The 13170-nt window shown below is 62.5% G+C and carries 10 protein-coding genes; 8 read left to right on the forward strand and 2 right to left on the reverse strand.

Annotation, left to right across the window (positions count from 1 at the left end; translation table 11 throughout):
* Nucleotides 1-257 precede the first annotated feature (257 nt).
* The 8 genes from G6N54_RS02265 (at nucleotide 258) to fdxA (ending at nucleotide 8590) form a co-directional block, all read left to right on the forward strand.
* On the forward strand, nucleotides 258-698 hold the full coding sequence (locus G6N54_RS02265) for an HSP20 family small heat-shock protein (protein ID WP_170313082.1): 441 nt from the start codon (nucleotides 258-260) through the stop codon (nucleotides 696-698).
* Between the two features lie 10 nt (nucleotides 699-708).
* Nucleotides 709-2757: an erythromycin esterase family protein gene (locus G6N54_RS02270; RefSeq protein ID WP_179969150.1), complete on the forward strand. Its 2049-nt coding sequence runs from the start codon at nucleotides 709-711 to the stop codon at nucleotides 2755-2757.
* Nucleotides 2758-2782: 25 nt separating this feature from the next.
* Nucleotides 2783-3763, forward strand: coding sequence for a 1-phosphofructokinase family hexose kinase (locus G6N54_RS02275; RefSeq protein WP_179969151.1), 981 nt, complete (start codon nucleotides 2783-2785; stop codon nucleotides 3761-3763).
* A 245-nt stretch (nucleotides 3764-4008) separates the two neighbouring features.
* A complete protein-coding gene (dosR, locus tag G6N54_RS02280; RefSeq protein WP_163788410.1) occupies nucleotides 4009-4665 on the forward strand; it encodes a hypoxia response regulator transcription factor DosR/DevR in 657 nt (218 codons plus the stop codon).
* A gap of 244 nt (nucleotides 4666-4909) precedes the next feature.
* The gene (locus tag G6N54_RS02285) at nucleotides 4910-6559 is read left to right on the forward strand and encodes a GAF domain-containing sensor histidine kinase (protein WP_163794440.1); all 1650 of its coding nucleotides are present in this window, start codon (nucleotides 4910-4912) and stop codon (nucleotides 6557-6559) included.
* Between the two features lie 124 nt (nucleotides 6560-6683).
* Entirely contained in the window at nucleotides 6684-7241 is a 558-nt protein-coding gene (locus G6N54_RS02290) for a GNAT family N-acetyltransferase (RefSeq protein ID WP_163788411.1), read from the forward strand.
* Nucleotides 7242-7254: 13 nt separating this feature from the next.
* Nucleotides 7255-8139 (forward strand): universal stress protein, encoded by an 885-nt coding sequence (locus tag G6N54_RS02295; RefSeq protein WP_163788412.1) that lies wholly within the window; start codon nucleotides 7255-7257, stop codon nucleotides 8137-8139.
* A gap of 91 nt (nucleotides 8140-8230) precedes the next feature.
* Nucleotides 8231-8590, forward strand: coding sequence for a ferredoxin (fdxA, locus tag G6N54_RS02300; protein ID WP_163788413.1), 360 nt, complete (start codon nucleotides 8231-8233; stop codon nucleotides 8588-8590).
* An 8-nt stretch (nucleotides 8591-8598) separates the two neighbouring features.
* On the opposite strand, the gene G6N54_RS02305 is transcribed toward fdxA, so the two are convergent.
* Nucleotides 8599-9417 carry a universal stress protein gene (locus G6N54_RS02305; protein WP_163788414.1) on the reverse strand — a complete coding sequence of 273 codons (819 nt, stop codon included), beginning with the start codon at nucleotides 9415-9417 and terminating at the stop codon, nucleotides 8599-8601.
* A 125-nt stretch (nucleotides 9418-9542) separates the two neighbouring features.
* Nucleotides 9543-13136: a trehalose-phosphatase gene (gene otsB / locus G6N54_RS02310; RefSeq protein WP_232073274.1), complete on the reverse strand. Its 3594-nt coding sequence runs from the start codon at nucleotides 13134-13136 to the stop codon at nucleotides 9543-9545.
* Between the last annotated feature and the right edge of the window lie 34 nt (nucleotides 13137-13170).

Below are 13170 nucleotides of genomic sequence, written 5' to 3' on the forward strand. Positions count from 1 at the left end.
CGGGACAGCCGGACGCGGGTTCCGGAGTCCGAGCACCATCGCAGGATTCCCGAACGCAAGCAGCTGAACCGCGATCAAGCGTTCATCATCGCCAGCTCACTGTGCCCGTTTCGATGGTGGGGTCTGCGTTGCCGCCCGCACTGGCGTTCAGGCGGCGCTGACGAATGACCCACAACCATGGGACTTCAGCCCCTTTCGGTGGTTCTGGCTGATTGGTCGGATAGACATCGCAAGTAGATCTCGAAATCTAGGAGGTAATCATGAGCACTCTTGCTGTGAGGCGTCATCACCACCCAGCATCCATCTTCCCGGAGCTGTCGGAACTGTTCGGTGGCTTCCCCTCCTTTGCCGGACTGCGGCCCGCCCTCGACACCCGAATGATGCGGCTGGAGGGCGAGATGAAGGACGGTCGCTACGTCGTGCGCGCCGAAATGCCGGGCGTCGACCCCGCGAAGGACGTCGAGATTACGGTGCGTGACGCACAACTTAGCATCAAAGCCGAGCGAACCGAGAAGAAGGACTTCGACGGGCGCTCGGAATTCTCATACGGCTCGTTCGTTCGGACCGTGTCGCTACCGACGGGCGCCGACGAAGACAACATCGCGGCGACCTACGACAAGGGCATTTTAACTGTGTCGGTGGCGATTTCGGAGCCGAAGGCGACGGAACGTCGCGTTCAGGTTCAAACCGCGAACTGACGAAGCATGCATGATGACCAGGGCAGCTGATACCACCCGGCGCTCGCCGCGGCGTGTGTTCCGCGACCGTCGCGAGGCCGGCCGGTTGCTGGCAAACCTTCTTACTGCTTACCGCGACCGACCGAATGTGATCGTTTTGGGGTTGGCAAGAGGTGGGCTCCCGGTGGCATGGGAGGTGGCGGCTGCCCTGCACGCGCCGCTGGATGCCTTCATCGTGCGAAAGCTCGGCGCTCCCGGGCATGAGGAGTTCGCCGTCGGAGCGCTGGCGAGGGGCGGCCGGGTGGTGGTCAACGACGACGTGGTGCGGGGACTTCGGATCTCGCCCGAGCAACTGCGTGCCATCGCCGAACGTGAGGGACGGGAACTGATTCGGCGTGAAGCCGTCTATCGCGGTGGGCGGCCGCCGCTCGAGGTCACGGGCAAGACCGTCATCCTCGTCGATGACGGGTTGGCAACCGGCGCAAGCATGTTCGCCGCGGTGCAAGCGCTGCGCGAGTCGGAGCCCGCACACATCGTGATTGCGGTGCCGGCGGCCCCGGAATCCACGTGCCGGGAGTTCGCCGGCCTGGTGGACGACGTCGTCTGCGCGAGTATGCCCACCCCGTTTCTAGCGGTGGGCGAGTCGTTCTGGGATTTTCGCCAGGTCACCGACGATGAAGTCCACCAACTACTCGCTACTCCTACGACGACCCAATCCTCGACGACAAAGGCGAAGGTACTTTCCCCGGCCGAAGTGGTCAGCAGCGTGGCCATCGATGCTCCCTCCGGTGTTCCGCCACGCGAGACGCTGGAAGAGTTGATAGGTGACGCCCGGGTAGTGTTGATCGGCGAGAGTTCACATGGGACGCACGAGTTCTACGAGGCTCGGGCAACCATCACGAAATGGCTGATCGAGGAAAAGGGATTCTGCGCTGTCGCCGCGGAGGCCGATTGGCCTGATGCGTACCGAGTGAATCGGTACGTTCGCGGTCTTGGTGAGGACAAGACCGCCGATGAAGCATTGAGCGGATTCGAGCGCTTCCCGGCCTGGATGTGGCGTAACACCGTTGTGCGCGATTTTGTCGATTGGTTACGGATACGCAACCGGCGGCACGAGTCAAACGGTCAGCCGCAAGCCGGCTTCTATGGACTCGATCTCTACAGCCTGCACCGTTCGATGCAGGAAGTGATTGCCTATCTGGAAAAAGTCGACCCGGAGGCGGCGGCGCGGGCGCGCAATCGGTACGCGTGCTTTGACCATGCCTCGGCCGATGACGGTCAGGCCTACGGCTATGCGGCGGCGTTCGGTGCCGGTCCGTCGTGCGAAAAAGACGCGATCGAACAACTTGTCGACATGCAGCGCAACGCATTAGCCTACGCGCGCAGGGATGGACTGCTTGCTGAAGACGAGCAGTTCTACGCCCAGCAAAATGCACAAACCGTGCGTAACGCAGAGGTGTATTACCGTGCGATGTTCAGTGGGCGAGTCACCTCGTGGAACTTGCGTGATAAGCACATGGCGGAAACTCTCGAGGCGCTGCTGAAGCATTTGGACCGCCACCATGATGTTCCCTCGGCACGAATCGTGGTGTGGGCACACAACTCTCACGTAGGAGATGCACGGGCGACCGAGGTCTGGGCCGACGGGCAGCTCACACTGGGGCAACTTGCGCGCCAGCGGTACGGTGACGAGTCACGCCTGATCGGCTTCAGCACGTACACCGGCACAGTGACGGCCGCCAGCGATTGGGGCGGTATCGCAGAACGAAAAGCCGTGCGGCCGGCACTCAACGGCAGCATCGAAGAACTGTTGCACGAGACCGGCAGAAGCGCCTTCGTGGTATCGGCAGATCTGCGCCCGGAAGCCGCCGACGCGCTGAGCATCGTTCGGTTGGGGCGCGCCATCGGCGTGATCTACCGGCCGGAGACGGAACGGCAAAGCCATTACTTCCACGTCCGGCCCGCAGACCAATTCGACGCGATGATTCATATCGACGAGACTCGAGCGCTCGAACCCCTGGAACCTACGAGTCTGTGGATCGCCGGTGAAACGCCGGAAACGTACCCATCCGGGCTGTAGCGAACAACGAGCGGAGTCAACGGATATGGACGCGCCCGACACACCGGCTCCCGGCCGACCGCAGATCGTCACGTTGACCATGAATCCGGCACTCGATATCACGACAAGTGTCGACGTGGTGCGGGCAACCGAAAAACTGCGTTGCGAGACACCGCGTTACGATCCCGGCGGCGGAGGCATCAACGTCGCTCGTGTCGCACATGTGCTGGGTGGGTCGGTCTCGGCGGTCTTTCCCGCCGGAGGGGCGAGCGGTGGTCTGCTGACATCGCTTCTCGATGACGAACGGGTGTCGTATCGTCAAATCACCATCTCGGCGGCGACCCGCGAGAGTTTGACGGTCAACGAGAACAGCACCGGTCAGCAGTACCGATTCGTGCTTCCCGGGCCGCGGCTGACGTTCACCGAACAGGCGCAATGTCTCGACGAATTGCGCCGGGCGGCCGACTCCGCTGAATTCGTCGTGGCGAGCGGCAGCCTGCCGCCGGGGGTGCCTGCCGACTACTATCAGCGGGTCGCCGACAGCTGCCAACGCCTGGGCGCCCGCTTCATTCTGGACACCTCCGGGGGCGGTTTGCAGCACGTCTCTTCCGGGGTTTACCTGCTAAAGGCGAGTGCGCGCGAGCTGCGCGAGTGTGTCGGGCGCCCGTTGGTCACCGAATCGGAGCAGTTCGCGGCTGCGCGTGAACTAATCGAAAAGGGTTGTGCGCAAAGCGTATTGGTGTCGTTAGGGTCGCACGGTGCGCTTCTTGTCACACCGTCTGTGAGCCAACGGTATTCGGCTATTCCGATGCGCAGTGGTAGCGGCGTCGGGGCCGGTGATGCAATGGTCGCGGCGATCACGATAGGATTCAGTCGCGGTTGGCCGCTTGAGAAGTCGGTTCGGCTGGGGATTGCGGCAGGTGCGGCCATGCTGATGACGCCCGGCACGGCGGTGTGCGAGCGCGCGGATGTGGAAAAACTGTTCGCGCTGGCTCAGGAGCCCTGCGACGTAATGGTCTACGACTAACGGGTCGGTCGGTCAGCCGGACGAGCCGCGATCGAAGAATAGGCCTAACGGCCCCTCCGTGAAGACTCCCGGACTCAATACCCTGGCATTTGGAGCGCTCGGCCGGGAGTGCGGGGCGTCAGGCATGTCGGATCTTCGGTTCCGCGTGGTCAATCACCGGCGGTATTTGTGAACCTGGGCGATGATCAATGATGTGCGATATTGGGGCAGGTGCGATATCGGCGCAGGGGTAGAAAGGACTTGTCATGGTTACGGTTTTCCTGGTCGACGACCACGAAGTCGTTCGTCGCGGCCTTGCCGACCTGCTGGCGGCGGATCCTGAGCTCGAGGTTATCGGTGATGCGGGCTCCGTATCCGAAGCGTTGGTCAGAATTCCCGCGCTGAAACCCGACGTCGCGGTACTTGACGTGCGCCTTCCAGATGGCAACGGCATCGAATTGTGCCGCGACCTGCTGTCCGATCTCCCGGAGCTGCGGTGCCTGATGTTGACATCGTTCACCTCTGACGAAGCGATGCTCGAGGCGATCCTGGCCGGGGCCAGCGGCTACGTCGTCAAAGACATCAGGGGTATGGAATTGGCGCAGGCGATCAAGGACGTCGGTGCCGGTAAATCGCTGCTCGACAACCGGGCCGCCGCCGCGCTGATGGCGAAGCTACGTGGCAGCGCCGAGCAGAAGGACCCGCTATCGGGGTTGACGGATCGGGAACGAACACTGCTCGGGCTGCTCAGCGAGGGATTGACCAACCGGCAGATCGCCGCGCGCATGTTCTTGGCCGAGAAAACGGTGAAAAACTACGTATCCCGATTGCTCGCCAAACTCGGCATGGAGCGGCGCACCCAAGCCGCGGTGTTCGCCTCCAAACTGGACCAGCGTCCCGCTCCGCCTACCCCCGGCAGCTAGCCTGACCAGGCACACCACACCGTTAATGCCGGTGTCTCGAATATTGCGATTGTTCGTATTGGGTTGTCGCTTAGAGCTGGCTAGACTTGCCGACGTAGCTCCGCGTTGCCCGCCGGGTCACGCTGCCCAGACGACACGGAGCCGCCCCTAAAACCTCGAGCGGCCGGAGGTATCGGTTCGGGTGGCTACTGAGGACAGCGGCTCGGCTTTTGCCGGACTGGGCCAGCGTGGCCTGGTCACGAGGATGCACGAGCAACTCGACGAGTTGCTGGCCTCCCGCGATCAAATGGAGCAATTGCTTCAGGTCATCGTCGAGATCGGCTCCGATCTCGACCTGGACGCGACCTTCCGTCGGATCGTCGGCGCTGCGCGGAAGTTGACCTCGGCAGCGTACGGCGCCCTGGCGATACGCGACCGCGACGGGATGTTGGTCTCGTTTGTTCACGAAGGCATTGATGTTGAGCACGCAAAGCGAATCGGACATCTGCCGGTTGGCAAGGGCGTTCTGAGCCTGTCACTGTTGGACACACCGGCTTTGCGTTTGGATAACCTGACGAGGCACGCGTCCGCAGTCGGGTTCCCCGAGCACCATCCTGCGATGCAGGCGTTCCTCGGTGTGCCGATCACAATCCGGGGAACGATATTCGGCAACCTCTATCTCACCCATGACGAGCCGGGCCGGCTGTTCTCCGAATCCGACGAGGTGGCCGCTCGCGCGTTGGCGTTCGCCGCCGCGGTGGCCATCGACAATGCGCAACTATTCGAGCGTGAGCGCATGGCGGTCAAATGGATGGAGGCAAGCCGCGAAATCACCACGGCCCTCTTGTCCAGTGCGGAACCCAACCGGAAGCCGCTGCAGTTGATCGCTGAACGTGCTTGTGCGCTAACCGAAGCCGAGCAGGCGATCGTGCTCGTTCCGGTCGATGACGAGCTTTCAAACGACGAAATCGACACGCTGGTCATATCCGCGGCGGTGGGGCTGAACGCCTCGGAGGTTATCGGCCAACGGGTTCCGGTCGACGCGTCCAGCAGTGGCGCTGTGTTTCGCTCCGGTGAGCCGGTGATCAGCGAGGCATTGAGTTACCCGATTCAGGCATTCACCGATGTGGGGCAGCGAAGCGCGATTCTGATGCCGTTGCAGGCCGACGATGAGGTAGCCGGGGTGATCGTCGTCGCCCGCAGCTCGGAGCAGCCACCCTTCGATGACAGTTACCTGGACCTGGTAAGCGATTTCGCGACACACGCGGCGATCGCCCTCCTGCTCGCGTCCGGACGTGAGCATGCCCGCCGGCTTACCCTGGTGGCCGAGCGAGAGCGTATCGCCCACGATTTGCATGACCATGTCATCCAGCGGCTGTTCGCCGCCGGGATGGATCTGCAAGGTACGGTCGCCCGCGTGCGTTCGCCGGAAGTTTGCGATCGACTCAATCGCACGCTCGACGATCTCCAAACGATCATCGAGGAGATTCGTACGACGATCTTCCAGCTGAAATCCCCGTCCGAAAACGATGGCGGTTTCCGGAATCGGATACAACGTGTGGTCGCTGACCTGACCGAAGGCCGCGACATCATCACCACTATTCGAATGCACGGGCCGATGACCGCCGTCGGTGGCGACCTCGCCGAGCACGCCGAAGCGGTTACCGCGGAGGGGGTGAGCAACGCCGTCCGTCACTCCGGGGCGTCACGGCTCACAATCGAGGTCAGCGTCGCCGACATGCTGACGCTCGACATTATCGACAACGGATGCGGCATGCCCGTCGATAATCCGCGCCGAAGCGGTCTGGCGAACATGTGCTACCGCGCTGACCAGGTTGGCGGTCGCTGTGAGATCAGCAATCCTCCTGAGGGCGGTACTCGGGTGCACTGGACCGCTCCGCTGACTGGTGTCTGAATCCCGGCCGGATCCCAGCCGCCCGCGGGCGGCTGGGACCAATGCCGCGGTGGCGGGAGTCTAACGGCCCTGCCGAATCGAGCGGACCGGGCATAACGTCATGTCCAAACCTCGAGGAGCGCATATGGTCAACCACCTGGCGGAATACTCCGCCACGGCTGAGCTGCTCGACGGGCGGGTTGTCGCGGTGCGCCGCCTCGGCCCCGGAGACGCCACGGCGACACTGGCGCTCCACCAGCACCTCAGCAACTTCGACCGGTATTTCCGTTTCTTCACGCTGAACCAGATTGATCTAGACGAGCTCACCAAAAAGATCACCGAGCCTGCCCATGATCGGTACGCCCTGGGGGCATTCGATGACGACCGATTGATCGGTGTGGCGCACTACGTCGTCACCCGCGATGACCCGAAAGTTGCCGAAGTCGCGGTCACGGTCGCCCACGAGGATCATTCGCTCGGCGTCGGAACAGCTTTGCTCAAACACCTCGCCCATGTCGCGAGAGGCTACGGAATCGGGCGATTCGTCGCCGACGTTCTCAGCGAGAACCATCTCATGCTCACACTGCTGTTCGATCTCGGCTGGTGGTGCAAGCCAACGAATTACGGGGCGGTTTGCCGCGTCGAGGTCGAGCTGCCAGACGTCCTCGACGATATGCGATCGAACGCGAACGCGTTTTCATAGCAAGGAGTGCGACATGTCGGAAACCACAAAGAAATACGGAACAGTCGTCTGTGTCGACGGTTCAGCGGCATCCGACGCCGCGGTGGCTTGGGGCGCCGGTGACGCGGCCATGCGCCACACACCTATCACACTGATCCATGCCGTTCCTCCCATAGTTGTCGGGTGGCCGGTGGGTCAGCTGTATGACGAAATGCCGGAGTGGCAGAAGGAGGCCGGACAGGAGGTTGTCGAACGGGCCCACAAGACGCTCAGCGCCAGGCTGGGTGAAACCGAATCACCCAAAGTGCGCATGGAGATGGTCTATTCCAACGTCGCACCGGCACTGATCGAGGCGTCCAAAGACGCCTCGATCATGGTGGTCGGTAGCCAGGGGCTTGGTGCGTTGGGGCGACTGCTGCTGGGCTCGGTTACCGCGGCGCTGCTACACCATGCCCATTGCCCGGTCGCGGTCATTCATTCCGATGGTGACGCTGCTCCTGATTCCACCGCTCCCGTGCTGTTGGGCGTTGATGGTTCACCCGCCTCCGAAGCGGCGACGGCGCTGGCTTTTGACGAAGCCTCGCGCCGAGGTGTTGCGCTGGTCGCGTTGCACGCATGGAGCGACGTCGGAGTGTTTCCGATGCTTGGAATGGACTGGCGGGACAGCGAAGCCAGAGGGCTGGAGATCCTCGCCGAACGCCTCGCCGGATGGCAAGAACAATATGCAGATGTGCACGTCAAGCGTGTGCTCTGCTGTGACCAGCCCTCTCGGTGGCTGCTGGACGAATCGCAGCGCGCGCAGCTGGTGGTGGTTGGAAGCCACGGCCGCGGCGGGTTTGTCGGTATGCTGCTGGGCTCGGTCAGCTCCCATGTCGCGCAAACGGCAACGGTTCCGGTGATCGTCGTGCGGGGTGATTAGCCGTGTGGCATCGTGCGAGGGTCTTTAGTCCTCAACGTTGAGGCCCTACGCCGAGCGCGAATCTCGGTCCTGACTGGCTACCGTGAAATCTATGACATATGTGATCGGTGCCGCCTGTGTAGATGTACTGGATAAGTCCTGTGTTCAGGAGTGCCCCGTCGACTGCATCTATGAGGGCGCCCGGGCAATGTATATCAATCCCGACGAATGCGTGGATTGCGGTGCGTGCAAGCCCGCGTGCCGCATGGATGCGATCTACTGGGAGGGCGACTTGCCTGCCGACGAATTGCAGCATTTGGCCGACAACGCCGCCTTCTTCAGCAAGCCGTTGCCGGGTCGTGTTGCACCGGTGGGCTGCCCGGGTGGTGCTGACAGCGTCGGCCCGCTCGGTGCCGACACCCCGTTGGTGGCCGCGATGCCCAAACGCGAAGGTGCGTCGGATCCACACTGACCGCGTCGTCAGCTACGTACCACGAGAACCGAACATCCCTCGTGCCCAAAATGTGAGTTGATCGGACCGACTATTCGCGCGACTTGATCGGCGTCTGAGCTGTCCACCACCGCAAGTTGGACGGATTGATCTGTCCCGGAGAGGAATTCAGCTGCTCCGCTTCGTGCGGCAGCCGGAAGGACATTCACCTCGCGGTATTCGGATACCCAACGGCGTAGCCGATCATCCAGTTGTCGGTAAGGGATTTCGCCCAGACCCCATCGCCAGACGCCCATCGCCAGGATGGGTGCGTCGCGCAGTCGCGCTTCCCGGAAACCGTGTTCGAGCACAGCGTCATTCCCGGGTGAATCATCCACGACGACAGCGACCCACCCTGAGTTGGGATCGGCGCCCTCTCGGTTGTGTCGAATGACGGCCACCGGACAATGAGCCTTCTCGGCGACGGTAGCTGCGGTCGAGCCGAGTATCCTGCGAGCGAGCTGATCGATGCCAATGGACCCGATGCAAATCATTGCCGCATAGTCGGATTCGTCGATCAACACACTTGCGGGAGATCCGTGCACCAGGTCGGTATCGATTTTGACTGGCGTTCCCATCGCATTGACTGCGGTGCAGGCAGCGCGTAGCGCTGCTTGGCCGTATTCGATATCCAGGCTGGCGTCGTTGGCGGCCCCGTCCGGCTCCCGTTGCGGGATCGCGTGGACAAGCCGCAGTGGCACATCGCGGCTAATGGCCTCGGTCACCGCCCATTTGGCCGCATTGATCGCTGCGTCGGATCCGTCGATACCGACAACGACCCGCTGCTGCGACGATTGCGGAAGACTCATTGGATTCTCCGATCAAAACCGGCTAGCGGGTAACTCCTTTCATCCGAAACGCTATGACCGTTGCCGGATTTCTGGCAGGGCCATTCGGCCCAGCTTTGGTGGCGATGGTCACCTGTCCGCATTCGTCACTCGACGTCGATCGTGCATCCGGGCAACAGCTTTCGCACGTGGCCTCGGCATTCGACATCGACCGACCCGGTGTTGCCTGCCTCAGAAGTGACGGTGGCGGTTCGTCCGCTGACTTGGAGATGAAGGCGCTGGCCGCGATACACCAGTGGGAACTCGATGGGGCCGAGTGTCTCCGGCCACTGCGGCCCGAGAATGAGTCGGTCGTCCCGTGCTTCCAGTCCGGTATAGCACCGTTGCAGCAGATCGATGCTGCCGGCCATCGCCGCCAGGTGGATACCTTCGGCCGTCGTGCCGCCCTGGATGTCAGCGACATCGGACTTCAGTACTTGCTGGAAGTACTCCATGGCCATCCGCCGGTTGCCCCGGGCGAGAACCCAGGAATGCACTATGGCGCTTAATGTCGACCCGTGCGATGTACGCGACAGATAGTAATCAACGGTTTTGGGAATTTGCTCCGGGGCAAAGTGGTATCCGAGTCGCCCGAACAAGCCCAGCAGCTCGTCGGATGACAGGAGATAGAACAGCATCAGCGCATCGGCCTGCTTGGACGCCTTGTAGTTGTTCACGCTGTCGTTTTCGGCTTCCAGGATGCGATCGAGTCGTTGAATGTTTCCGTATCGCTGCCGATAGTGATCCCAGTCCAGTTCCGCCAGCTCCGAATAGCCTTCGAACTGGCTGATCACACCGTCGTGGAAGGGGACATACATGTGCCGGCTCACGTGTTCCCACCGGTCGAGATCCTCTGTGTCCAAACCGATCTTGCTGACGAGATCGAGTCGGTCGCGCAGTAACAGCAGGTCCAGTGCGTCCAGTGCCCGAGTGATCACCCAGACCGCCATCACGTTGGTGTAGGCGTTGTTGTCGATGCCGTCGTACTCCTTGCCGGGATATCCGGAATGGAATTCGTCGGGGCCGATGACTCCCCGGATCGTGTACCGGCGACGACTCTCGTCGAACGTGGCCAACCCGACCCAGAACCGGGCGATCTCAACCAGCATCTCGGCGCCGTAGTCGACGAGATACTGCCGGTCACCGGTTACCTGGTAGTGCTGCCACGAGTTGTATGCGACGGCGAGACCGACGTGATGTGCGCGTGCACTGGGATCCGGGTTCCATCGGCCGGATCGTGGGTTGAGGTGGAGCTCCTGGCTCACCTCGCTGCCGTCGCTGCCGGACTGCCACGGATACATAGCACCCAGGTAGCCCGCCCTTCGCGCGGCGCGCCGGGCCTCGGGCAGTCGCCGATACCGATAACGCAGCAGCGAACGCGAAACGTTGGGCATCCGCAGGCTCAGAACGGGGGACACGAACAGTGCATCCCAAAAGACATGTCCGCGATAGGCTTCGCCGTGCAAACCCCGCGCCGGGACCCCGGCATCAAGTTCGGCGGAGTGCGGGGAGAGCGTTTGCAACAGCTGCACCAGATGCAGTCGCAGAATCCGCAACGCTTCCACGCCGTCGTCGAGTCCGACGTCACATTGCTCCCACAATCGGTCCCACGCCCGCCGGTGATGGCGATGAAGATCCGCGTATCGGCCGCTTTCCTCGAGGTAATGCTGCGCGGTGCTGGCCGGCTCCGAGATGGCGGCATCTCGACCGGTGAAGATCGTCGCGACCTTCTCGAGGGTGATGAATTGTCCGACGGACAAATTCACCCGGATATTGTGACCGCCTCGGCCCGCTTCCTGCGCGAAGGTGTACTGCGCGGCGACAGGCGAGTCGTCGCGCCAGAGCGAAGTGCGGGCGGCTACACCGATCGCGATGTGTGACTGTGACGTTTGAGTCCGCAACAGCACTGAATCAGGCGAGATTTCGTCCAGCGTAGCTGCGGTCAAGTGAATGCTCGACAATGAGTTATAGCGTTCCACCATCGAATTACTCACAGCACCATCCAGGTGAGACATGAACTCGACTGTGCCGGACCAATTCTCCGCGGTTATGGCGGTCTGCATCGCGACGATGTGATGCTGGTGCATCGACGCGAACCGCTGCTGAGTCAGCGCTGTCGTTCGGCCCGCGCGATCCCGAAATCGCAGAGTACGGATCAACGTCGCGTGCCGCAGGTCGAATTTTTGCTGATAGAAGAGCAATTCGACGTCGTCCACACTGAACCACGGGCCTTCGTCGATTCGGAATGTCAGCGGCAACCAGTTGGGCAGATTGACGAGGCTCTCATTCTCGATGCTGCGGCCGGCGATCTGATCGGCGAGGGTGTTGTATACGCCGGCGGCGTAGGTGCCGGGGTAGTGGGCGTCGCCCGCGGAGGCTTCCGGGGCGCAGCCGCGGGTGGCGACGTAGCCGTTGCCTACGGTGCACAACGTCTCGCGCAACCGCTCCTCTCGCGGGTCGTAGCCGTCGAAGACCAATTGCCAGGCATCCGCCGGGCTGGTCGCTTCGTCTCGAAGGTCGCGGGCCAGTTGCCGGATGAATTCGCATACCGCCGAGGGGTTTTCCAGACTGAATCGAGCCGCGGACGGTCGGTCACCAGCTTCGTCATGACGTACCACGATGCCAACGCCGTCGAAGTGGACCGCATCGAAGGCATCCTCATCGGTGAGGTCGTCACCGATGTAGATCGGCAATGCCGCGGGAGATTCAACGGTCCGATCGTCTGCCAGGATCTTTTCCAGCAGCCAGTCGGGAGTATCGCTTCTGTCCCAGGCGACGTTGGGGCCCAGTTCGACGACTTTGCGGCCCTGGGTGACACGAAGACGGCGGGAACGTCCCAGCCGGGACACCGTCGTGAGCACCTGGTCGACCAACGCAGGGTCGGCCATGCGGTAGTGGACAGTGACGGCAAAGCGTTTGTGCTCCACGACTATTCCGGGGAGGTCGCGTAACGCTCCCGTCAACTCGGTGGCGGCATCGGACAAGATGTCAATGGCGGCGACGGCGGCAGAGTTCTCGAGATGGCTGCCGTCCGGCGCGAGCAACTCGAAGCCCTGGCTGCCCGCATACCACAAGCCGTCGATGTTGACTCGCCCGAGGACATCCTTCAGGTCCCGGCCGCTTATCAGGGCGACGGGGCATAACGCGGCGAGAACGCGAAGGGCTTCGGCGGCGCCGCGGACCAGCACCGCGGCCTCGGGGTCATCGACGATGTCGGACAAAGTCCCGTCGAAATCGAGGAAGACCACGGGCCGCCGCGCAACCACCAGTTCTTTCAGTTGACCGTAAGACTGCAAGGCATCGGCGATGGTCGATATGGCACAGTCACGACGGCGCACGGAGATCTCGGCGAGATCGGCGATCACGATGTCCGCGCTGTCGGCAAGTGCATCGTCGATCCGGTTGCGGTCGAGGCCAATGACGAGTCCCACGCCGCAATCTCGGGCTGTCCGGACGCCGGATTCATGGTCTGCGATCACCACGCAGCGCGCAGGCCTGACCCCAAGAACGGTTATTGCCTCGGTCAACGCCTCGGTGCGGGTTTCGACCTCGCCCAGGGCGACGCCGATACCTCGCAGCTGTCGCAGCAGTGGGACGTCCGCGTGCTGGCGGGCTTGCTCACTGTTGGCGACCGCGCTGTCCAAGTCGAGGATCACCGCGTCGTGGTAGCGCCTGTCGATCGTGACGGGCCATTCGGTCACGCCAGCGACGATGCCACAGCACCACCAGCTCGGG

Source organism: Mycobacterium stomatepiae (assembly GCF_010731715.1).
Lineage (GTDB): Bacteria > Actinomycetota > Actinomycetes > Mycobacteriales > Mycobacteriaceae > Mycobacterium > Mycobacterium stomatepiae.

Bases quoted from the DNA above. Each gene is read 5' to 3' on its own strand.
- dosR (WP_163788410.1), top strand. From the start codon at position 4,009: ATGGTTACGGTTTTCCTGGTCGACGACCACGAAGTCGTTCGTCGCGGC.
- G6N54_RS02275 (WP_179969151.1), top strand. From the start codon at position 2,783: ATGGACGCGCCCGACACACCGGCTCCCGGCCGACCGCAGATCGTCACG.
- G6N54_RS02295 (WP_163788412.1), top strand. From the start codon at position 7,255: ATGTCGGAAACCACAAAGAAATACGGAACAGTCGTCTGTGTCGACGGT.
- G6N54_RS02270 (WP_179969150.1), top strand. From the start codon at position 709: ATGATGACCAGGGCAGCTGATACCACCCGGCGCTCGCCGCGGCGTGTG.
- G6N54_RS02290 (WP_163788411.1), top strand. From the start codon at position 6,684: ATGGTCAACCACCTGGCGGAATACTCCGCCACGGCTGAGCTGCTCGAC.
- G6N54_RS02285 (WP_163794440.1), top strand. From the start codon at position 4,910: ATGCACGAGCAACTCGACGAGTTGCTGGCCTCCCGCGATCAAATGGAG.
- fdxA (WP_163788413.1), top strand. From the start codon at position 8,231: ATGACATATGTGATCGGTGCCGCCTGTGTAGATGTACTGGATAAGTCC.
- G6N54_RS02305 (WP_163788414.1), bottom strand. From the start codon at position 9,417: ATGAGTCTTCCGCAATCGTCGCAGCAGCGGGTCGTTGTCGGTATCGAC.